Consider the following 19,801-nt stretch of genomic DNA (forward strand, 5'->3'; position numbering starts at 1 on the left):
GATGCGGGCGTCGGGCGACAAAAGAAAAACCGTCCCGCGCAAGCGCGGAACGGTGGCAGCACCAAGGACTGGTAGCAGACTCTCCTCAGGGGCTATCCGGACGCCGGCGAGCGGTTCGACGCGTGCGCGCAGACTGCTCATGGCAACCCTCCATCGGCTGAGGACGGCCCCAGCCTAACCCGACTCCGGAAACAGCGGTAGGCGACACGAGTGAGTCACCGATTGAGCGCGAGAGCGGCAACGATGCGCTCCGCGGGGCCGCCCAGACTAAGCAACTCGGCCAGTTCTGCGAAGAGTTCCGGCTGCACCGGCTCGGTGGGCAGCAGCAGGTCGTCCGGGCCGAGTCCCAGCGGCAGGTCGCGGCGCACCCGGACCACCTCGCGGGCCCCGGCGAGGTAGTCGACGCCGGCCGCCAGCCGGTTGGTGAGTGCGGGGGAGAGCCGCTTCGCCGACGCCGCCCCCAGGACCCCTTCCAGATCGCCGTAGTCGGCGATCAGCCGGGCAGCGGTCTTCTCACCGATCCCGGCCACCCCGGGCAGGCCGTCCGAGGCGTCGCCGCGCAGGGTGGCGAAGTCGGCATAGCCGGCGCCGTCGATGCCGTAGCGCTGCCGCAAGGCCTCGTCGGTCACCCGCTCATGGTTGCGCACGCCCTTCACCACCGACAGCACCCGGATCTGGCGGCTGTCGTCGATCAACTGGAACAGGTCCCGGTCGCCGGTGATCACGTCCACCGGGCCGGACGCGGTGGAGGCCAGGGTGCCGATCACATCGTCGGCCTCGTAGCCGTCCGCGCCGACGATCGGGATGCCCAGCGCGTCCAGCACCGCGCGGATCAGTGGCACCTGTGGACTGAGCTCGTCCGGCACCACCTCGACCGTGCCGGACAGCACGCGATGCGCCTTGTAGCTGGGCACCAGGTCGACCCGCCACGCCGGACGCCAGTCGTTGTCCCAGCAGGCGGCGGCGTGGGTGGGCCGGTAGTCGGTGATGAACCGGGCCATGAAGTCGAGCAGCCCCCGGACGGCGTTGACCGGCTGTCCGTCGGCCGCGCGCAACGAGGTGGGCAGACCGAAAAAAGCCCGGAAATACAGCGAAGCGGTGTCGTAAAGCTGCAAAAATGCCGGTTCCATCCGCATATCGTGACACGATTAGCCCATGGAGAGCACGGACCGCCAGATTCTCGCGCTGCTGTCGAAGGATGGCCGGATGTCCTACACCGACATCGGACGCGAAACCGGCCTGTCGACCTCGGCGGCGCAGCAGCGGGTCCGCAGGCTGGAGCAACGCGGCCTGATCACCGGCTACCGGGCCGAACTCAGTGCCGAGGCGCTCGGTCTCGCCCTCACCGCCTTCATCGCGCTCAACGGCACCGACCCGGCCACCGACGAGCAGATTCCCGAGCGCCTCGCCCCACTGCCCAATGTGGTGTCCTGCTACTCGGTGGCCGGCGACGCCAGCTACATCTTGATCGTGCAGGTCGAGACCCCGGCCGCGCTGGAGACCCTGCTCGGCCAGATCCGGCTCGCCGCCGGCGCCTCCACCCACACCACCCTGGTGCTCTCGGTGCCGTTCCGCGGCCGCGCCGTGCTGTAGTGCCCACTGGGTAGCATTGCGGCTCGTGACCGACCGCCTGCGCGCACTGCCGTGGTGGGCACGTAGTTCGCTGGCGGTTCTGGCCGGCGCCACGGCAACCCTCGGTTTCGCTCCCACCGGCTGGTGGCCGGTTCTCATCGTGGCCGTGGCCGCACTGACCCTGCTCGCACTGCCCGCGCCGAGCTGGTGGCAGGCCGCGGGCACCGGGTTCTGTTTCGGACTGGCCTGGTACCTGACCGGCATCACCTGGATGAGCGTGATCTTCGTCGGGGCAATGGTCGGGCTCGCCGCGCTGGAGGCCTGCTACCTGGCGCTGCTGGGCGTCCTGCTGCGGCTGGCCGGACGGGTCCGGTTCTGGCCGGTGCTGGCGGCCGGCTGCTGGGTCTCGATCGAGTACCTGATCGGCAACGTGCCGTTCGGTGGCTTCCCCTGGCTGCGGCTCGGGTACACCACCGTCGATTCGCCGCTGGCCGGCCTGCTGCCGCTGGTCGGTGTCCCCGGTGCCGGGTTCGCGCTCGCCCTGGTCGCTCAGCTGCTGGCCTGGGCGGTTCTCGCCGAGACCGGGCGGCGTCGCCTGCTCGGTGCGCTGGCCGCGCTCGCGGTGCTGGCCAGCGGACTGGGCGGGCTGCTGGTGCCGGCCGGCGTCGAGCAGGGCAGCGTGCGGGTCGGATACGTACAGGGCAACGCGCCGGGCGGCGGCATCTACGGCCTCGGAGCCCCCCGCACCCTGACCTACAACCACCTCGCCGAGACCCAGCGACTGGCCGCCAAGGTCGCCGCGGGCAACCTGCCCAAGCCGGACTTCGTGGTCTGGCCGGAGAACGGCACCGACATGGATCCCTTCCGGGACGTCCAGACCGGTGCCGCGGTGGGCACCGCGGTCGGTGCGGTCGGCGTCCCGATAATGATCGGCACCATCACCGAGAACCCGGCGGCCTACCAGCGACAGACGTCCGCCATCGTCTGGTACCCGGGCCTCGGGCCGGGCGCCCGCTACGACAAACGCAATCTGGTGCCGTTCGGTGAGTGGGTGCCGCTGCGGTCGTTCCTCGAGCCGCTGTTTCCGGTGGTGAGTTACGTGGGCGCCCAGTCGATCCCCGGCACCGGACCCGGCGTGCTGCCGGTGGACCTGCCCGGGCGGACCATCCAGGTCGGCGACATCATCTGCTACGAGTTGGCCTACGACTCCACCGTGCACGACACGGTTCGCGGGGGAGCGCAGCTCAACGTGGTGCAGAGCAGCAACGCGATGTACGTCGGCACCCGCCAGGTCGCGCAGCAGTTCACCATCACCCGAGCCCGCGCCGCCGAACTGCGCCGCGAGATCCTGGTGGTCACCACCACCGGCACCTCAGGGCTGATCCGCCCGGACGGCAGTGTCGCCTTCACCGTGCCCGAGTTCCAGCCCGCCTCCGGCGTGGTCGAGCTGCCGCTGCGCGCCGGCGAGACGCCGGCCGTCCGATTCTCCGGGGTCCTGGAAACGGTGATCATCGCGGTGACCGCGCTCACCCTGGCCGGCGTTCTCGTGCGGGTCCGGCGGCGCGCCTAGGGCGGCGGCCAGCAGTTCCCGCAGGGTGAGTTCGACCTCAGCGGGTTCGAGTTTGCCGTCCCGGCGCAGGATGCGCCAGGTGGTCGCGTCACACACCGCCACGGCGGCAGCGATCCGGCGGTCCGTCTCCGGTCCGGACGCCGGGGCCACCAGCGCGCCGAACCGCTGCCGACACCAGTCGACATGGAAAGCGCGCGCCTCGGCGGCGCGTTCGGCGAGGCCCGGGACCAGCGGTGCCTCGCCGTACAGCTTCAGGATCAGATCGCCATACCGTTCGTAGTGGGCCACCAGTTCGCCCAGCAGCTCGGGCACGGCGGCGCCGCGACTGGCGGCACGAGCAGCGGCGAGCCGGCCGAGTTCGCGTTCGACCAGCGCGACGATCAGCCCGGCCTTCCCGCCGAACCGGCGGACCAGGGTCTGCACCGTGACCTCGGCGTCGGCGGCCAGGTCGTCCAGGCGGAGATCGACGTAGGGCGTGACGGCGTAATGCCGCAGCGCCGCGTCGAGGATGCGGTCCGTCGTCCGTTCCACGGTGGCGGCGCGCTCTGTCATGCGGTACCGTCGCTTATTCATGTCAGTCATGCTAACTCGAAATGGAGCGACCGTGTCCGCTACCGCGCAACGAGATCACCTCGTCCCGACCCGGCTGGGCCGGCTGGCCGTCCGGGTACTGGGGGAGGGACCGGTGACCGTGCTCTGGCCGTCGATGTTCGTCGACAGCCACACCTGGGACGACCTGGCAGAGCTGATCACCGGCCGCACCTTGGTGCTGGTGGACGGACCGGGCCTGGGCCGCAGCGAGCCCCTCACCCGGCGCAGCAGCATCGCCGAGGCGGCCGCGGCGGCGTCCGATCTGCTCGAGCAGCTGCCGTCGCTGGGCCTGGACGCCGGCCCGGTGGACTGGGTGGGCAACGCCTTCGGCGGCCATGTCGGCTACGAACTAGCTAGTCAGCCCAGGGTGTTGCGCAGTTTCGTGGCGATCAGCGCACCGCCCGAGCCGGTCCCGGCGGCGCTGCGCCGCCAGGTCGCGCTGCTCGGACCACTGCTGCGCACTTTCGGGCCGGTCGGACCGGTGCGGAGTGCCATCTTCGGGGCATTGCTCACCGATGCCTCGGCTGCCGACCCGCGGATCGCCGGTGTGGTCCGGGCCAGCCTGGCGCGCCCGACCCGGCGCAGCCTCTCGCTGGCGCTGCGTTCGTTCATCGTCGACCGGGTGGACGTCAGCGCGGCCCTGCCCCGGATCGGCGTGCCGACCCTGTTCGTGGCCGGCGACGACCGCGGGGACTGGTCGCCCGAAGACGCCCGACGCGCGGCCGCAGCCGTCCCGGACGCCCGAGCGGTCACCATCGCCGGCGCCCGCACCCTGGTTCCTTTGGAGCGACCCGCCGAGCTCGCCGCAGAGCTGGACCGTTTCTGGGTGCGGCAGAATGGAGCCTCTGTATCGAACCAGGAGAACCCGTGACTGAAACCGCGAGCAACGCCACCCCGTCCCCCGAGTGGGCCGAACTGGGCAAGGTGCTCGTCATCATTCCCACCTACAACGAGGCCGAGAAACATCATCCCGATCGTGCAACGGCTGCGGACCGCGGTGCCGGACGCCGACGTGCTGATCGCGGACGACAACTCCCCGGACGGCACCGGCCGGATCGCCGACGATCTGGTGGCCGGCGACGACCAGGTGCACGTCCTGCACCGGGTGGCCAAGGAAGGGCTGGGTGCGACCTACCTGGCCGGCTTCGCCTGGGGACTCGAGCGCGGCTACGGCGTCCTGGTCGAGCACGACGCCGACGGTTCCCACCAACCGGAGCAGCTGCCCAGCATGCTGCGTGCACTCAAGGACGCCGACATGGTGAAGGGTTCGCGCTGGGTGAAGGGCGGTTCGGTGAAGAACTGGCCCTGGCATCGCAAGGCGATCTCGGTCGGCGGTTCACTGTGGTCGCGGATGATGCTGGGCGTGCCGGTCCGCGATGTCACCGGGGGCTTCTCCGCGTTCCGCGCCGACACCCTGCGCGGGATCGACCTGGACACCATCGAGTCGGCCGGGTACGCCTTCCAGATCGACCTCGCCCGGCGGGCGATCGAGCGCGGCTTCCGCGTCACGGAGGTCCCGATCGAGTTCATCGAGCGCGAACGCGGCGACTCCAAGATGAGCGGGGGCATCGCTGTCGAGGCAATGCTGCTGACCACCCGCTGGGGCCTGAAGCACCGCAGCCAGCAGGCGAAACAGTGGCTGGGGTTCGCTCGCGATGAGGCCCCAAAGGTGGCCGGCGAGGTCACCGAGAAGGTGGTCGCCGAGGCGCAGCGGCTGAGCCACGAGGTGAGCAAGCTGGCCGCGGACGCCGCCGAACGACTCGGCCCCGAGGTCGAGAAGTACGCCCAGCGGGCCAGCGCCGCGGTGGCCGAGCTGAGCAGCACGATCCGTCGCGAATCGACGAAGCTCACCGACGACAAGCCGGACGCCGGCAAATGACCACCCCGCAGCCCGTGCGCGGCCGGCGGCCCTGGCTCGCCCCGCTGGTGCTGCTGTTCTTCCTGACCGTCCCGATCATCGAGGTCTGGCTGCTGGTCAGTGTCGGTCAGCTGATCGGGGTCCTGCCCACGATCGGCATCCTGGTGCTGCAGGCGCTTCTCGGCGGCTGGCTGATGCGCCGCGAGGGCGCCAAGGCCTGGCGGGCACTCAACGAGTCGGTCGCCTCCGGACGTCTGCCCGGCGGTGAACTGCTCGACCCGGCGCTGATCGTGGTCGGCGGCGTCCTGGTGATGCTGCCCGGGTTCTTCACCGATGTCTTCGGGCTGATCTTCCTGCTGCCCTTCACCCGTCCGCTGGCCCGCGGCCTGCTGGGGCTGTTCATCACGCGGCGAGCGGCCCGCTCCGGGATCGACCTGAAGGTGATGCGGGCGAAGATGGAGGGCGACACGGTGATTCGCGGTGAGACCGTACCCGACCAACCACTTCGCGATAGCGCGCCGAACCCGCCGGGCCAGGCGTCCGATCCCACCGTCATCAAGGGCGAGATCGAACCCTAACCCGAGCACCGCTGGTGATCAGTACGTCACGGCGTCAGTTTCCGCGAATCTCGCCCAGCCGTTCGGCGAGCAGCTCCTCCAGCTCCTCGATGGAGCGGCGCTCGCGGAGCATGTCCCAGTGGGTGCGTGGCGGCTTGACCTCTTTGACCTCGGGTTCGACGCCGTCCGAACGGCGCGCAACCGCGCCGCACCGGGGGCACTCCCACTCGGTCGGCAGATCGGCCTCTTCGGCGAAGGTGACGCTGAAGTGGTGACCCTTGGGGCAGTCGAAGCCGGTCTCCTGACGGGCGGCGAACTCGACGCCGGCGCCGTCGGCGAAGCTCTTCGAGCCCAGACCCGACCCGCGCAATGATCGCTCAGCCATAACTTCTCCCTCCGGCCGGGCGACCCGGCGAGCGGCCCGACCGCCTCCACGCTACCGGGTCACCCCAAGCGCTTCACAAGACTTTGGGCAACTCGTTCCCTGCCTGCTGAATTCCCCGGCGCATATCGACCCGGCTCAGCAATATGCCCCCGACAAGGAAGAACAGCACCAAGGTGAGGATGGCCAGGCGATAGGACTGGCTGAACTGGAAGACCAGCGCGAAGCTCAGCGTGCCCAGCCAACTGGTCCCGCGCTCCATCGCCTGATAGAAGCTGAAGTACTCCGACTCGCGTCCCTTGGGCACCAGCTGGGAATACATCGACCGGCTCAACGCCTGGGTGCCGCCCATCACCAGCCCGATCGCGGCGCCCAGCGCCAGCAGTGCACCGAAGACTCCGGCGGGCAGGAAGAAGGCGACCGAGACCACCCCGAACCAGATCGCGATGCCGATCAGCACGGTCCGCTTGGCGCCCAGCCGGGCCGCGACGCGTCCGAACAACAGGGCACCGCCGAAGGCGACGAACTGGGTGAGCAGGAAGGTGATCATCACGTTCGAGGTGGACATGCCCAACTCGAGTTGCGCGTAGAGGCTGGACTGTCCGATCACCGTCTGGATGCCGTCGTTGAAGAACAGGTAGGCGAGCAGGAACAGCATCGTCTGCGGATAACGCCGCAGGTCGATGAAGGTGTCGGCCAACTGGCGCAGCGGGTTGCGTCGCGCGGCGGGGGAGTCGGCGACGTCCGCCAGAGCACGGGGCGGCAGCGCCCGTAGCCCCAGCACCGGGATGATGGTGAACAGCCCCCACCACAGCCCGGCCGACAGCAGGCTGAGCCGGATCGCCATGCCGTAGCTGATGCCGAGCGGCTCGTAGGCGGTCATCACCACCAGGTTCAGCGCCAGCAGCAGCCCGCCGCCCAGGTAGCCCAGCGCCCAGCCCCGGCTGGAGACCCGATCGCGGTCGTCGGGGGACGCGATCCGCACCAGGATGCCGTCGTAGATCACCTGGGACGACCCGATGCAAAGATTCGCCACGATCATCAGCACCGCACCCAGCTGCCAGTTGGTGCCGCTGAGCAGGAACATCGCCGATGCCGCGGCAGCGCCCACCCAGGCCAGGCCGCCCAGCCACCACTGCGGATGCCGGGAACGGTCGGCGATGACGCCGATCAGCAGCAGCGCGATCGTGGTGAGAATGGTCGAGATGGTGACCAGGAACGGGTGCACCGCACCCGGCAGCACCCCGATGCCGAACAACGACACCGGGGTGGTGCAGACAGCACCGGCCGCCAGGTCGGGGCAGGCCGCATTGGTGGCCAGGCTGGTCAGGTAGGGGCCCAGGATCACCGTGGAGGTGGTGGTCACGTAGGCCGAGTTGGCCCAGTCGTACCAGTACCAGGCCCGCTGCTGTCCGGTGCTGCGCATCAGTTCCCTTCCCACAGGCCGCGCTCGGCCAAGACCTCGGCAAGCAATTCGATCCGGTCGCTGACCAGGCCGTCCACCCCCAGGTCGAGGAGTCGCTCCATCTCGGCGCGGTCGTTGACGGTCCAGACCTGGACGGCGCGGCCGGCGGCGTGCGCCGTCCGGATCAGTCCCCTGGTGAGCACCGGAACCCGGTCGCGCCAGGCGCGGGCCGGGATCTGCAACACCACCCCCGGTGAGCGGGCGATCCGGCGTCCGAGCGGGGCGTAGGCCTGCCAGGCGACGCCGAGCGGACCGACCGCGGTCGCGACGCGTCCCTGAGCCAGTCGCCGGAACGCCCGGATCCGGGCCGACGAGAAGGAGCCGACGCAGACCCGGTCGTGGGCGTTGTGGGCATCGATCGCCCGGACCAGCGGGGCGATCGCCTGCGGCACCTTGAGGTCGATGTTGAACCTCGCCTGGGGCAGCGTCTCGAACAGCTCGTCGAAACTGGGGATCGGGTCGAGTCCGGCGACGCGGACTTCGCGCAGGGCGTCCCAGGGCAGTTGTTCCGGGACACCGGTGGCGTCGGTGACCCGGTCCAGGGTGTGGTCGTGGAAGGAGAACAGCACGCCGTCGGCGGAGGCATGGGCGTCGGTCTCCAGGTAGCGGTAGCCACGCTCGACCGCCCGGCGGAAGGCGTACATGGTGTTCTCGCGGGGGCGGTCGGCGTCGGTCAGGTAGCCGCCCCGGTGCGCCATCGCGGCGAAGCGCGTGTCGAAGTAGCGGTAGTCGCCGGCCTGCACGGGCTCAGTATGGGCGACCGGCGGCGACCAGGGCCATAATCGGGACATGTCGGAGACTTCTGCACCCATCCGTCAGGCCCTGCGGGACGCGCTGCCGGGAGCGATGAATGCGCGCGACACACCGGCGCGCGACGCGATCAGGTCGACGCTGGCCGCGATCGAGAACGCCGAGGCGGTCGGCACGACCGAGCCCGGACGCCCAGAACTCGACGAGGAGCACAGCCTGGAGATCGTCAGCGCCGAGCGTGATGAGCGGTTGGCCGCGGCGGCGGAGTACCGCGGCCGGGGCGAGCACGACCGGGCCAGCCGGCTGGAGGCCGAGGCGGCGGCGCTGGACGCGTTCCTGTGCTGAGACTGAGGGCAATCTGAGAGTGTTTCCGCCGTACGACTGTCTGCGACACAATAGGGCCTCGTGACAACAATCCTCTCCATCCAGTCCTCGGTCGCCTACGGCCATGTCGGCAACAGCGCGGCCACATTCCCGCTGATGCGCTCCGGCATCGAGGTCTGGCCGGTGCTGACCGTGCACTTCTCCAACCACACCGGGTACGGCGAGTGGCGCGGCCCGCTGCTGGCCGCCGAGGACGTCGCCGAGGTCGTCCAGGGGATCGATGACCGCGGCGTGCTGCCCAGGGTGGACGCCGTGCTCTCGGGCTACCAGGGGGCCGAAGCGGTCGGCGCCGTGGTGCTCGATGCGGTGGAGCTGGTCAAGGAACGCAGCCCGCGGGCGATCTACTGCTGCGATCCGGTGATGGGCGACGTCGGCCGCGGCTTCTTCGTCCGGCCCGGGATCCCCGAGTTCATGCGCGACCGGGTCGTCCCCAAGGCGCAGATCGTCACCCCCAACCATTTCGAGCTGGACTTCCTCACCGGCCGCGAGACCCGCACCCTTGATCAGGTGCTGGACGCCGCGCATGCACTGCGCTCCGTGGGCCCGGAGACCGTACTGGTCACGTCGGTGGTGACCGACGCCACCGAGGACGACTCGCTGACCATGCTGGCGGTGACCGGGGAGGGCGCCTGGCAGGTGACCACCCCGCGGCTGGACCGCACCTTCACCGGCTCCGGCGACCTGACCGCGGCGATGTTCCTGGCGCACTGGCTACGCACCCAGTCGGCGTCCCAGGCCGTCGGCGCGACCGCCGACATCGTCTACTCGGTGCTGAAGCAGACCGCGGACTCCGGGCTGCCCGAGTTGCAGCTGGTGGCCGCCCAGGACGAGATCGTCACCCCGACCTACCACTTCGACGTCCACCAGGTGCGCTGAGGCTCAGTCCCGGAAGACCTCGATGTGGGCGCCGAGGGTGTTGAGCCGGTTGGGCAGGTCCTCGTAGCCGCGGTTGATCACGTAGACGTCGCGCAGCACGCTGGTGCCACGGGCCGCGAGGGCGGCCAGCAGCAGACAGACCGCCGGCCGTAGCGCCGGGGGAGAGATGACCTCCTGGCCGCGCCACCGGGTGGGGCCGGTGACGATGATCCGGTGCGGATCGAGCAGTTGGACGTTGGCGCCCAGCTTGGTGAGCTCCACCAGGTGGATCGCCCGGTTCTCGTACACCCAGTCGTGGATCATCGTGCGACCCTGCGCCACCGCCGCGATGACGGCGAAGAACGGCAGGTTGTCGATGTTCAGCCCCGGGAACGGCATCGGATGGATCTTGTCCGCACTGGCGTGCAACTCCGATGGGTGCACGGTGATGTCGACCAGCCGGGTGTTGCCGTTCTCCGCCGGGTACTCGGGCGACAAGTCCAGCGACTGACCCATCTCGGCCAGGATCTCGAGCTCGATCTCCAGGAACTCGATCGGGCACCGCTGGACGGTGAGCTCGGAGCCGGTCACGATGGCGGCGGTGAGCAGGCTCATCGCTTCGATCGGGTCCTCGGACGGCGCGAACGCGATGTCGGTGTCGATCACCGGCAGGCCGCGGACCCGCAGGGTGGTGGAGCCGATGCCGTCGACCTGGACACCGAGCTGGCGCAGGAAGAAGCACAGGTCCTGCACCATGTAGTTGCTGCTGGCATTGCGGATGACGGTTTCGCCGGGGTGCCGGGCGGCCGCCATCAAGACGTTCTCGGTGACCGTGTCGCCGCGCTCGGTGAGAGTGATCGACAGGTGCGCCTGCGGGTCGATCGGGCTGACGGTGGCGTGGTAGGAGCCCTCGGTGGCCTTGATGTCGAGGCCGAAGTGCCGCAACGCCTGCAGGTGCGGGGTGACAGTTCGGGTGCCGAGATTGCAGCCGCCGGCATAGGGGAGTTCGAAGAACTTCTCCTCATGCAGCAGCGGACCGAGGAACATGATGATCGAGCGAGTCCGGCGGGCGGCCTCGACGTCCATGCTGCTGAGATCGAGCCGTTCGGGACGGATCAGCTCGAGTTCGCTGCGATCGGGCGACCAGAGCGCGCGCACCCCGACGCTGGTCAACACCTCGAGGATCCGGTTCACCTCTTCGATCTGCGCGATGCCACGCAACACGGTGCGGCCGCGGTTCAGCAGGGAGGCGCACAGCAGCGCGACGGCCGCGTTCTTGGACGACCGGACCTCGATCGATCCGCTGAGGGTGGTCTCGCCGCGGATCCGCAGGTGCAGCGCGCCGCTGCTCGACTGGGGCTGTTCCAGTGCCTCGGCGATCCGGTTGACCAGGTCGACGGACAGTTGCCGTTGACCGGCTTCGAGGTCGCCGATGATGTCGGTCGAGGTGCCCAACTCGGCGGCCAGCTCCTGTTGGGAGAGTCCGCGCTGCCTACGGGCGTCCCGGATCAGGAAGCCGATGCCGGTGGGGGATAGCTCTGCCACCCGGGAAGCATAGGCCATGCGATCGGCGGCCGATCCCGACCGGTCGGCGACAAGGGTGATCATCGTGGCGCCGGTGGGCTGAAAACTGTGGATGGCGTCCACTAGGGTGCTCCCCATGAGCGCACACTTCGACGTCGTTGTCCTGGGAGCGGGCCCGGGCGGGTATGTGGCCGCCATCCGCGCCGCACAGCTTGGCCAGAAAGTGGCCATCATCGAGAAGCAGTGGTGGGGCGGCGTCTGCCTCAACGTGGGCTGCATCCCGACCAAATCGTTGCTGCGAAACGCCGAGCTGGCGCACATCTTCACCCACGAGAAGGAACTGTTCGGCATTGAGGGCGAGGTCACCTTCAACTTCGGCAAGGCGTTCTCGCGCAGCCGTGAGGTGTCGAACCGCATGGTCGGCGGCATCCACTACCTGATGAAGAAGAACAAGATCACCGAGTTCAACGGCTGGGGCACCTTCGTCGACGCGAAGACGATCGAGGTGAAGACCGACTCCGGCACCGAGACGGTCACCTTCGACAACTGCATCATCGCCACCGGTTCGACCACCCGGATGATTCCCGGCACCTCGCGCAGCGCTCGCGTCTTCACCTACGAAGAGCAGATCCTGGCCGACAATCTGCCGGCCTCCATCATCATCTGCGGCTCGGGCGCGATCGGCACCGAGTTCGCCTACGTACTCGCCAACTACGGGGTCAAGGTCACCATCGTCGAGTTCCTCGACCGGATGGTGCCGCTGGAGGATCCGGAGATCTCCCGCGAGCTGGCCAAGGCCTACAAGAAGCTCGGCATCGACGTGCTCACCTCGACCAAGGTCGAGGCCATCGAGGACACCGGTTCCGGCGTCAAGGTGACGGTCAGCCCGGCCAAGGGCGGCGACAGCCGGGTGCTCGAGGCCGACCGGGTGCTGCAGTCGATCGGCTTCGCCCCGCGCACCCAGGGCTACGGCCTGGAGAAGCTGGGCGTCGAACTGACCGAGCGCGGCGCGATCAAGATCGACGACTACATGCGCACCAACGTCCCGGGCATCTACGCGATCGGCGACGTCACGATGAAGCTGGCGCTGGCGCACACCGCGGAGGCCCAGGGCGTGGTCGCCGCCGAGACGATCACCGGGGCCGAGACCATGCCGATCAACTACGACATGATCCCGCGAGCGACCTACTGCCAGCCGCAGATCGGTTCGTTCGGCTACACCGAGGAGCAGGCCAAGGAGCGCGGCTACGACGTGAAGGTGGCCAAATTCCCGTTCACCGCCAATGGCAAGGCGCACGGCCTTGGCGATGCGACCGGCTTCGTGAAGGTGGTGGCCGATGCCGAGCACAACGAGATCCTCGGCGCCCACATGATCGGACCCGATGTGACTGAGCTGCTGCCCGAGCTGACGCTGGCGCAGATGTGGGACCTGACCGCCGAAGAGGTGGGCCGCAATATTCACGCCCACCCGACCCTGTCGGAGACCTTGAAGGAGTCGGTGGAGGGCATCGCCGGCCACATGATCAACTTCTGATCCGGAAACCACCGGGGCGGGTGGGTGCCCGACGGGGATCCGGCGCAGACAATGGGTCAATGCCTTCCTACCGCCGTGCCGCCGCTTCGGCTGCTGCCCTGTTGCTGACCGCGTGCGGCAGCGTGCCACCGGCCGCGCCGACCTCACCGACCAGTTCGGCGTCGCCGAGCCAGGGGAGTGCGACACCGTCGGCCTCGCCGACCGAACCGTCGTCGTCGCCATCGGCGAGTCCGGCCGTCGAGTTGCCGCGCGGCGGCCGCGAGTTGTTTCCGCACTACCGGTTGTTCGGCTACTCCGGCTACCCTGGCGCGCCCGGCCAGGGTCGGCTCGGCACCGGTGACCTGGACGGCCGGATGCGCGAGATCGAGCAGCGGGGCAAGGCCTGGACGGGTGGACGCGAACTGCTGCCGGTGATGGAGCTGATCGCCGTCACCGTGCACGGGTCTCCCGGCAGGGACGGCATGTACCGCAGCCGCGCCCCGGAGTCGGTGATCAAGCGCTGGCACGACGCGGCGACGAAGCACAAGGCGTTGCTGTTGCTCAACATCCAGCCCGGTCGCGCCGACTTCATCGACGAGGTGAGGTACTTCGAGAAGTGGCTCAAATATCCCAACGTGGGCGTGGCCCTCGACCCCGAGTGGGCGGTCGGAAAGGGCCAAGTGCCGGGACGGGTGTTCGGCAGCACCTCCGGCAAGGAGCTCGACGATGTCGCGCGCTACCTGTCCGAACTGACGATCGCCCACAATCTGCCCGAGAAGGTGCTGCTGTTCCATCAGCTGCACGTCAGCATCGTGGCCAAGCCCAAGCAGCTGAAGCCCCACCCGCAGGTGGTCTACATCAACGCGGTGGACGGCATCGGCTCGCCGGGGGCGAAGATCGCCACCTTCCGCGGCGTGATGCGGACGCGACCGTCCTACGTCCATGCCGGGTTCAAATTGTTCTACTCCGAGGACGTCAAGACCGGCAAGCGGCTGATGACCGCGACCGAGGTCCTGCGGCTCAAGCCACAGCCGGAGTACATCCTGTTCGAGTGAAGACCACGTCCTGGGGCCTGGTCATAATCGAAACTGTGTTCTACGCTGGCCGGCATGACCTTCGAGTTCCAGGTGACCTTTGACTGCCACGACCCCAAGTCACTGTCGACCTTCTGGCGCGATGCGTTGGGCTACGTCCACCCGGCACCGCCCGGCGTCGAGTTGGCTGCGGGCGAGGACCCGCTGGACGCCTGGGACGAGTTCCTGGAGCGGATGAAGGTGCCGATCGAAAATCGCAACTCCAGTTCGGCGCTGGTGGATCCGGGCGGCCGCGGCCCGCGGATCTTCTTCCAGCAGGTTCCCGAGCCCAAGCAGAGCAAGAACCGGCTGCATCTCGACGTCCGGGCCGCGCCCGGCTTACAGGGCGAGGCGCGGCTGGCTGCACTCGAGGTCGAGTGTGAGCGGCTGGTCGGGCTGGGCGCGGCCAAGGTCCAGGTGTTCGAGCCGCAGCCCGGTCTGGGCGACTGGTTCATCGTGATGCGCGATCCGGAAGACAATGAATTCTGCCTGGATTGACCGGTCGCGCGAGGAAATGGCGGGCAGGTGACAAGCTCAACACAATATGAGTGTCGGCGTCCGGGGCGATTCCGATGGCGCGGGCCGCGGTGTGACGATGAGCGCACCACCGCGGCCCCAGGAGGACCAGATGACCCACGTCGACGCCGATCCAACTCGGAGTCTGCCTGCCCAATCGATCGCCTATCCCAGCGGTAGAGGACGTCCCCGGCGCGACCGATCCGAGTCCGCACCCCACGTCGTGGTGTTGTTCGGCGCCACCGGCGACCTTTCCCGCCGCAAGCTGCTCTGCGGTCTGGCGTATCTCGCGGTCTCCGGGCTCACCGGGGGCCTTCGAGTCATCGGAACCTCACTCGACGAACTCAGCGAGGAGCAGTTCCGCCAGTTCGCGCGCGACTCGATCGAGCTGGTCGGCAACCGCAAGCTGACGCCGGAGCAGTGGGACCAGTTCGCCCCGCTGCTGTCCTACGTTCCGAGTAGCGCGGGACCCGCGGCGTTGGAGGCGAAGGTGCGCGAGGCCGAGGCCGAGCTCGGCGAGGGCGTCCGCCTTCTGCATTACCTCAGCGTGCCGCCGAGGGCGGCGACCGCGGTGATCACCATGCTCGACCAAGCCGGTCTCGTCGACAGGTCCAGAGTCGTCATGGAGAAGCCGTTCGGCGAGGACCTGGAGTCAGCGATCGCGCTCAACGCTGAGGTGCACAAGACCTTCGAGGAGGAGCAGATCTTCCGCATCGACCACTTCCTCGGCAAAGAGGCGGCGCAGAACATTCTGGCCTTCCGTTTCGCCAACGGCCTTTTCGAGCCGATCTGGAACCGCAATTTCATCGATCATGTCCAGATCGACATCCCAGAGTCACTCGGACTCGACGCCCGCGCGGCGTTCTATGAGCCGACCGGCGCCCATAAGGACATGGTTGTCACCCACCTGTTCCAAGTGATGGCGTTCGTGGCTATGGAGCCGCCGACGGCGCTCGAGCCGCGGGCCATCTCGGAGGAGAAGAACAAGGTCTTCCGGTCACTTCAGCCGATCCAACTCTCCAACGTCGTGCGCGGCCAGTACTCGGGCTACCGGGATGAGGACGGCGTGCACCCCGAATCCGACACCGAGACCTTCATCGCGCTCAAAGTCGAAATAGACAACTGGCGCTGGGCGGGCGTGCCGTTCTATCTGCGCACCGGCAAGAGGATGGAAGAGGGCATGCGGATCATCTCGATCGCCTTCAAGGAGGCTCCCAAGTCGATGTTCCCCGCAGGCTCCGGCATCGGCACCCAGGGGCCGGACCACCTGACGTTCGACCTCGCCGACGAGGCGAAGGTGTCGCTGTCCTTCTACGGCAAGCGGCCCGGTCCCGGGATGAAGCTCGAGAAGCTCTCGATGCAGTTCTCGACCCAGGAGACCTCGCGTGCCGGCGACGTCCTCGAAGCCTACGAGCGGCTGATCCTGGACGCGATGCGCGGCGATCACACGCTGTTCACCACGGCCGAGGGCATCGAGTCGCTGTGGGAGCGTTCGATGCCGTTGCTGGACGACCCACCGGAGGTCAAGTTCTACGCCCCGGGCTCGTGGGGGCCGAACGCGATCCATCACCTGATCGCACCGCACGCCTGGCGGCTGCCATTTGAGCGGCAATGGCGTGAGAAGAGCCGCTGACACCCTCCTCGGCGATGTGTCCGATAAGCAACATTATGTCAGAACGAAACGACACTGATGCGCGGCACAAGCAACCAGAGCACATCCGCAACTTCGTGCGCTGGCTCAATCGAGACGACCACCGCGGCAGCAAGCACGCCCGGCGTGGCAAGCGACGCACCGTGAACACGGGGACCTCATGGCTCTTCCCCAGGCGCCGCCGGTATACTCGCGGGTATGACCCAAACCACGATCAAGGTGCCGTACTCCGTCCGCGATCGGCTCAAGGCTCGTGCCGCTGCTCACGGACTGACCCTGGGCCAGGAAATTGAGCGCCTTCTCGACGAGCAAGCTGAGCGGCCGAGGCCGTCGATCGGCGGATTCAGGTCGACCGCTGCGCTGAGCGCTGAGGAAATCGACAGTGCGCTCGCCTCGGGCTTCGGACAGTGACTGCCGCCATTGTTGACACGAGCGCGATTCTGGCGCTCTTCGATGAAGGCTACGCCGAACATCCCGCCCTCGCCCGACTAGTGTCGGATGGATCCTGGGATCTGATCGTTTCGCCGTTCGTCGTCGCCGAAGTCGACTACATGTTGGCTACTCGGCTGGGGTCCGCAGCGGCTGGCCGATTCCACCACGATCTACTGGTAGGCGCCTATCACCTGGCGCCCTGGCGGGTTGAGGATCACGCACTCGCGGTCAAAGTTGGTCAGCGTTTCGGCTCCGAGTACGTCGGCGTGGCGGACGCGGCCAATGTCGTGCTGGCCGCCACTTATCGCACGAATATCTTGCTTACACTCGATCAACGCCATTTTCGCGCGCTGAGTCCGATGACGTCCGACGCGGCCTTCCGGCTGTTGCCCTACGACGTCTGAGCTTGTTCAGCCGTTGACCGACGCGTCAGTTCGGCATCACGACGATGTCACCGTTGCGCGGCAGCCGTCCGTCGAAGGTGAGCGGGACGGCCGTTGCGCGTGCTATGTCGGCGGTGCTGATCGCCTGCAGGTGGACATGCGGTTCGGTGCTGTTGCCGGAGTTTCCGCACCGTCCGAGCAGGTCACCGCGACGGACGTGCCCACCCGGCCGGACCGTGACGCTGCCCTGCTGCAGGTGGCAGAGCGCGAGCACGATGCCGGACGTCTCGATCAGCACGTGGTTGCCGGCCAGCGCCAGCCAGCCGCCGCTCGCTCGCCGGGCCTGCGTCAACGCGTACCAGACCGACGGCAGGCCTCGGTAGGCGGGGTGGTCGGCCTCGGGGTCATGGATGGCCACCACGGTGCCGTCCGCCGGCGCAACGATCGGACGTCCGAAGCCCGGAAAGCGGTCGGCCGGCTCCGGCCGGAACAGTGACGCCGTCGTGATCGGCGCCGTGCGCCCGTCCGCTCCGACCGGAACGAAGTCGATCGCATACGAGGTGGCGAACCGGGTGGTGCCGTGGCTCGGCACCCGGTCGGCGGGACTGTTCTGGACCAGCCACCGCCCGGTGAACGGAAAGCCGACATCGACCCCCGTCATCCGAGCCTCCCTGATCGGACGTGCTCGCGGACCGTCAGTAGCGTGCGCCCATGCCTGGTCTGCAGGTAAGGCCGGCCGGAATCACGGAAGCCGAGCTTCTCCAGGACGCGTCGGGAGGCCAGATTCCAGTCCCACACCGACGCCCAAAGCCGGTGGTGACCTACGGCGTCCGTCCATTCTGTGACGGCCCTGCCCGCCTCGGTGGCGTAGCCGCGATTGTGCACCGCGCGCAGCAGTTCGAAGGCGAGTTCGGGTTCTCCGTCGCCGCCGTGCTCGGTGAGCAGAAGCCCGCAGTAGCCGATCACGTCACCGCTCCCCTGCTGGCACACGGTGAGCAACTGCATCGTCGGATCGTCGCGGTGCTCGCGGATGTGCGCGGCGATGTCGTCGACGTTCGGACGCCCCGTGGCGTCGATCCGCCGGTGCGCCGGGACCCGGGCATCCCGCTCGCACCACAACTGATGGACGACAGCGGCGTCCTCGGGCTGCTGAGGGCGCAACCGCAGGCGTGCTGTCTCCAAAGCGGTCAACACGGGCGCGGGCGACATAGCGGCATTGTGTCTTGTTCGCGGCGCCGGGTTGATGGTTACGTTGCGCCATGTCGTCCGCCGTTACCTGCGATGCCAGCGGGATGATCGAGATTCACCGGCTCTTCCGGGTCGGCTTCGGCGAGGGTCCTGCTCTGGTCGCCGGCGTCCGCGAAGGCGACGCTGCGCACGCCGAGGTCGTCGGTCAACAACTGGCGCTGCTCTCGACCGGACTGCACGCCCAGAGGCCGAGGTGGCCTGGTTCGGTGAACACGGACGCCGGGCAACCCCCAAGGGCCAGCTCTGGAATCAGCTCGGTGCCATCCTGGCCGCGCAACCCGACGGCGGCGAGCAGTGGCTGCGCAAGAACCTGCCGGCACCGGTCCGGCTGCTGTGGCGATGGATCGGTAAGCCGCGCTACGCCGCGCACCGGGCGAAGCTGACCAAGTGACCCGAAGGAATACTCCGTGCCCTGACATGGTTGTTGAATCTGCAACTACCACTCGGGAGGAACGCGTGACCAAGAAGATCGGCTTTCTGTCGTTCGGGCACTACCGGGACGTCGCCGGCTCCCGTGTCCGCAGCGCCGCCGACGCACTGCGCGATCACATCGAACTGGCGGCCGCGGCCGAGGCGGCGGGAATGGACGGCGCCTGGCTGCGGGTCCACCACTTCGATCACAGCCTGTCGGCGCCCTTCCCCCTGCTGTCGGCGATGGCGGCGCGGACGTCCAGGATCGACGTGGGCACCGGCGTGATCGATCTCCGCTACGAGAACCCGCTGTACCTGGCCGAGGAGGCGGCGGCCACCGATCTGATCGCGTCCGGACGCCTGCAGCTCGGCATCAGCCGCGGCTCGCCCGAGCCGGCGACGGACGGCCAGGCCGCCTTCGGCTACCGGCTGGCCGACGGCCAGGACTGGGCCGGGGTGACCAGGGACCGCGCGGAGTTGTTCCGGCGGGCGATCGCCGGTGATCCGGTGGCCCGCTCACAGCGTGCCGTCGCGTCCGGTACCGGGCCCGACCTCGCGGTCCAGCCGCTCTCCCCCGGCCTGCCCGGCCGGATCTGGTGGGGCGCCGGCAGCCACGCCACCGGGGTGTGGGCCGGGGAGCACGGCTACAACCTGCTGTCGTCCACCCTGCTGCTGGCCGACGACGGCCGTCCGTTCCACCTGCAACAGGCGGACCAGGTGCGCGACTACCGGACGGCGTTCGCCGCCGCCGGGCACACCCTCGGCGGGCTGACTGCGGTCACCCGGAGCGCGTTCCCGATCACCACCGCCGAGGACCGGGCCTACTTCGGCGCCCGCAGCGGCGGGGAGGGGGTCGGCGTCCTGGACGGCACCACCGCGCGCTCGGGGCCGACGTTCGCCGGCCCGCCGGAGCAGGTGGCTGCGGACCTGCGAGCCGACGAGGCGGTGCGAGAAGCCGACTACGTGCTGTTCGCGCTGCCGTCCATGTTGGGGGTGGACTACAACGCCCACCTGTTCGAGAACCTGGTCGCGGTGGCCCGCGACCTGGGTTGGAAGGAGTGACACC

22 protein-coding genes and 2 pseudogenes are annotated in these 19,801 nt (G+C 68.6%); 15 read left to right on the forward strand and 9 right to left on the reverse strand.

The annotated features are described in order from the left end of the window. Positions 1–215: 215 nt before the first annotated feature. Positions 216–1,130 (reverse strand): 5'-3' exonuclease, encoded by a 915-nt coding sequence (locus QM711_RS03170; protein ID WP_415096258.1) that lies wholly within the window; start codon positions 1,128–1,130, stop codon positions 216–218. 25 nt (positions 1,131–1,155) lie between these two features. Between QM711_RS03170 and QM711_RS03175 the strand changes: the two genes are divergently transcribed. Both QM711_RS03175 and lnt read left to right on the forward strand, forming a co-directional pair. Then, a complete protein-coding gene (locus QM711_RS03175; protein ID WP_415096259.1) occupies positions 1,156–1,593 on the forward strand; it encodes an Lrp/AsnC family transcriptional regulator in 438 nt (145 codons plus the stop codon). Positions 1,594–1,618: 25 nt separating this feature from the next. Continuing rightward, positions 1,619–3,142 (forward strand): apolipoprotein N-acyltransferase, encoded by a 1,524-nt coding sequence (gene lnt, locus QM711_RS03180; protein WP_415096260.1) that lies wholly within the window; start codon positions 1,619–1,621, stop codon positions 3,140–3,142. A 381-nt stretch (positions 3,143–3,523) separates the two neighbouring features. Here the strand turns inward: lnt and QM711_RS03185 are convergent. Then, positions 3,524–3,724: pseudogene (locus tag QM711_RS03185) on the reverse strand (TetR family transcriptional regulator); the annotation flags it as partial. A gap of 22 nt (positions 3,725–3,746) precedes the next feature. Here QM711_RS03185 and QM711_RS03190 point away from each other — a divergent pair. From QM711_RS03190 to QM711_RS03200, 3 genes and pseudogenes are all read left to right on the forward strand, one after another. Further along, positions 3,747–4,604 carry an alpha/beta fold hydrolase gene (locus QM711_RS03190; protein ID WP_415096261.1) on the forward strand — a complete coding sequence of 286 codons (858 nt, stop codon included), beginning with the start codon at positions 3,747–3,749 and terminating at the stop codon, positions 4,602–4,604. 44 nt (positions 4,605–4,648) lie between these two features. Next, a pseudogene (locus tag QM711_RS03195) lies at positions 4,649–5,426 on the forward strand (polyprenol monophosphomannose synthase); the annotation flags it as partial. A 182-nt stretch (positions 5,427–5,608) separates the two neighbouring features. Then, a complete protein-coding gene (locus QM711_RS03200; RefSeq protein WP_415096262.1) occupies positions 5,609–6,169 on the forward strand; it encodes an FxsA family protein in 561 nt (186 codons plus the stop codon). 34 nt (positions 6,170–6,203) lie between these two features. On the opposite strand, the gene QM711_RS03205 is transcribed toward QM711_RS03200, so the two are convergent. From QM711_RS03205 to QM711_RS03215, 3 genes are all read right to left on the reverse strand, one after another. Continuing rightward, the gene (locus QM711_RS03205) at positions 6,204–6,533 is read right to left on the reverse strand and encodes an RNA polymerase-binding protein RbpA (protein WP_415096263.1); all 330 of its coding nucleotides are present in this window, start codon (positions 6,531–6,533) and stop codon (positions 6,204–6,206) included. 73 nt (positions 6,534–6,606) lie between these two features. Further along, positions 6,607–7,956, reverse strand: a complete 1,350-nt coding sequence (locus QM711_RS03210) for an MFS transporter (RefSeq protein ID WP_415096264.1) — start codon at positions 7,954–7,956, stop codon at positions 6,607–6,609. After that, positions 7,956–8,738, reverse strand: coding sequence for a glycerophosphodiester phosphodiesterase family protein (locus tag QM711_RS03215; protein ID WP_415096265.1), 783 nt, complete (start codon positions 8,736–8,738; stop codon positions 7,956–7,958). The genes QM711_RS03210 and QM711_RS03215 overlap by 1 nt, the downstream gene beginning before the upstream one ends. A gap of 46 nt (positions 8,739–8,784) precedes the next feature. Between QM711_RS03215 and QM711_RS03220 the strand changes: the two genes are divergently transcribed. Beyond that, on the forward strand, positions 8,785–9,090 hold the full coding sequence (locus QM711_RS03220; protein ID WP_415096266.1) for a GatB/YqeY domain-containing protein: 306 nt from the start codon (positions 8,785–8,787) through the stop codon (positions 9,088–9,090). Positions 9,091–9,150: 60 nt separating this feature from the next. Beyond that, positions 9,151–10,005 (forward strand): pyridoxal kinase PdxY, encoded by an 855-nt coding sequence (gene pdxY / locus QM711_RS03225; RefSeq protein ID WP_415096267.1) that lies wholly within the window; start codon positions 9,151–9,153, stop codon positions 10,003–10,005. A gap of 3 nt (positions 10,006–10,008) precedes the next feature. Here the strand turns inward: pdxY and QM711_RS03230 are convergent, their stop codons facing one another. Then, positions 10,009–11,529: a helix-turn-helix domain-containing protein gene (locus QM711_RS03230; protein ID WP_415096882.1), complete on the reverse strand. Its 1,521-nt coding sequence runs from the start codon at positions 11,527–11,529 to the stop codon at positions 10,009–10,011. A gap of 115 nt (positions 11,530–11,644) precedes the next feature. Here QM711_RS03230 and lpdA point away from each other — a divergent pair, with 115 nt between their 5' ends. The 6 genes from lpdA to QM711_RS03260 all read left to right on the forward strand — a co-directional run bounded on the left by lpdA (position 11,645) and on the right by QM711_RS03260 (position 17,097). Continuing rightward, positions 11,645–13,042, forward strand: coding sequence for a dihydrolipoyl dehydrogenase (gene lpdA / locus QM711_RS03235; RefSeq protein ID WP_415096268.1), 1,398 nt, complete (start codon positions 11,645–11,647; stop codon positions 13,040–13,042). 59 nt (positions 13,043–13,101) lie between these two features. Then, positions 13,102–14,076 carry a hypothetical protein gene (locus QM711_RS03240; RefSeq protein WP_415096269.1) on the forward strand — a complete coding sequence of 325 codons (975 nt, stop codon included), beginning with the start codon at positions 13,102–13,104 and terminating at the stop codon, positions 14,074–14,076. 54 nt (positions 14,077–14,130) lie between these two features. Further along, the gene (locus tag QM711_RS03245; protein ID WP_415096270.1) at positions 14,131–14,592 is read left to right on the forward strand and encodes a VOC family protein; all 462 of its coding nucleotides are present in this window, start codon (positions 14,131–14,133) and stop codon (positions 14,590–14,592) included. A 130-nt stretch (positions 14,593–14,722) separates the two neighbouring features. Beyond that, positions 14,723–16,243 (forward strand): glucose-6-phosphate dehydrogenase, encoded by a 1,521-nt coding sequence (gene zwf, locus QM711_RS03250; protein ID WP_415096271.1) that lies wholly within the window; start codon positions 14,723–14,725, stop codon positions 16,241–16,243. 216 nt (positions 16,244–16,459) lie between these two features. Next, entirely contained in the window at positions 16,460–16,672 is a 213-nt protein-coding gene (locus QM711_RS03255; RefSeq protein WP_415096272.1) for a hypothetical protein, read from the forward strand. Continuing rightward, the gene (locus QM711_RS03260) at positions 16,669–17,097 is read left to right on the forward strand and encodes a PIN domain-containing protein (protein WP_415096273.1); all 429 of its coding nucleotides are present in this window, start codon (positions 16,669–16,671) and stop codon (positions 17,095–17,097) included. Before QM711_RS03255 ends, QM711_RS03260 begins: the two co-directional genes overlap by 4 nt. A gap of 25 nt (positions 17,098–17,122) precedes the next feature. Here QM711_RS03260 and QM711_RS03265 read toward each other — a convergent pair whose 3' ends face one another. Genes QM711_RS03265 through QM711_RS03275 form a run of 3 tightly spaced genes read right to left on the reverse strand, consistent with a single transcriptional unit; the run spans position 17,123 to position 18,476 of the window. Further along, positions 17,123–17,737 carry a M23 family metallopeptidase gene (locus tag QM711_RS03265; RefSeq protein WP_415096274.1) on the reverse strand — a complete coding sequence of 205 codons (615 nt, stop codon included), beginning with the start codon at positions 17,735–17,737 and terminating at the stop codon, positions 17,123–17,125. After that, positions 17,734–18,285: a GNAT family N-acetyltransferase gene (locus QM711_RS03270; RefSeq protein ID WP_415096275.1), complete on the reverse strand. Its 552-nt coding sequence runs from the start codon at positions 18,283–18,285 to the stop codon at positions 17,734–17,736. The genes QM711_RS03265 and QM711_RS03270 overlap by 4 nt, the downstream gene beginning before the upstream one ends. A gap of 38 nt (positions 18,286–18,323) precedes the next feature. Continuing rightward, complete coding sequence (locus QM711_RS03275) at positions 18,324–18,476, reverse strand: hypothetical protein (RefSeq protein ID WP_415096276.1); 153 nt, start codon at positions 18,474–18,476, stop codon at positions 18,324–18,326. A 41-nt stretch (positions 18,477–18,517) separates the two neighbouring features. On the opposite strand from QM711_RS03275, the gene QM711_RS03280 reads away from it, so the two are divergent. Together QM711_RS03280 and QM711_RS03285 are read left to right on the forward strand one after the other, a co-directional pair. Then, a complete protein-coding gene (locus QM711_RS03280) occupies positions 18,518–18,715 on the forward strand; it encodes a hypothetical protein (RefSeq protein WP_415096277.1) in 198 nt (65 codons plus the stop codon). A 65-nt stretch (positions 18,716–18,780) separates the two neighbouring features. Continuing rightward, complete coding sequence (locus QM711_RS03285; protein WP_415096278.1) at positions 18,781–19,797, forward strand: LLM class flavin-dependent oxidoreductase; 1,017 nt, start codon at positions 18,781–18,783, stop codon at positions 19,795–19,797. Positions 19,798–19,801: the final 4 nt, after the last annotated feature.

This window comes from Micropruina sp., from assembly GCF_047602385.1.
GTDB lineage: Bacteria > Actinomycetota > Actinomycetes > Propionibacteriales > Propionibacteriaceae > Micropruina.

Bases quoted from the DNA above. Each gene is read 5' to 3' on its own strand.
- QM711_RS03170 (WP_415096258.1), bottom strand. From the start codon at position 1,130: ATGGAACCGGCATTTTTGCAGCTTTACGACACCGCTTCGCTGTATTTC.
- QM711_RS03175 (WP_415096259.1), top strand. From the start codon at position 1,156: ATGGAGAGCACGGACCGCCAGATTCTCGCGCTGCTGTCGAAGGATGGC.
- QM711_RS03200 (WP_415096262.1), top strand. From the start codon at position 5,609: ATGACCACCCCGCAGCCCGTGCGCGGCCGGCGGCCCTGGCTCGCCCCG.
- QM711_RS03205 (WP_415096263.1), bottom strand. From the start codon at position 6,533: ATGGCTGAGCGATCATTGCGCGGGTCGGGTCTGGGCTCGAAGAGCTTC.
- QM711_RS03210 (WP_415096264.1), bottom strand. From the start codon at position 7,956: ATGCGCAGCACCGGACAGCAGCGGGCCTGGTACTGGTACGACTGGGCC.
- QM711_RS03220 (WP_415096266.1), top strand. From the start codon at position 8,785: ATGTCGGAGACTTCTGCACCCATCCGTCAGGCCCTGCGGGACGCGCTG.
- lpdA (WP_415096268.1), top strand. From the start codon at position 11,645: ATGAGCGCACACTTCGACGTCGTTGTCCTGGGAGCGGGCCCGGGCGGG.
- QM711_RS03240 (WP_415096269.1), top strand. From the start codon at position 13,102: ATGCCTTCCTACCGCCGTGCCGCCGCTTCGGCTGCTGCCCTGTTGCTG.
- QM711_RS03245 (WP_415096270.1), top strand. From the start codon at position 14,131: ATGACCTTCGAGTTCCAGGTGACCTTTGACTGCCACGACCCCAAGTCA.
- zwf (WP_415096271.1), top strand. From the start codon at position 14,723: ATGACCCACGTCGACGCCGATCCAACTCGGAGTCTGCCTGCCCAATCG.
- QM711_RS03255 (WP_415096272.1), top strand. From the start codon at position 16,460: ATGACCCAAACCACGATCAAGGTGCCGTACTCCGTCCGCGATCGGCTC.
- QM711_RS03265 (WP_415096274.1), bottom strand. From the start codon at position 17,737: ATGACGGGGGTCGATGTCGGCTTTCCGTTCACCGGGCGGTGGCTGGTC.
- QM711_RS03270 (WP_415096275.1), bottom strand. From the start codon at position 18,285: ATGTCGCCCGCGCCCGTGTTGACCGCTTTGGAGACAGCACGCCTGCGG.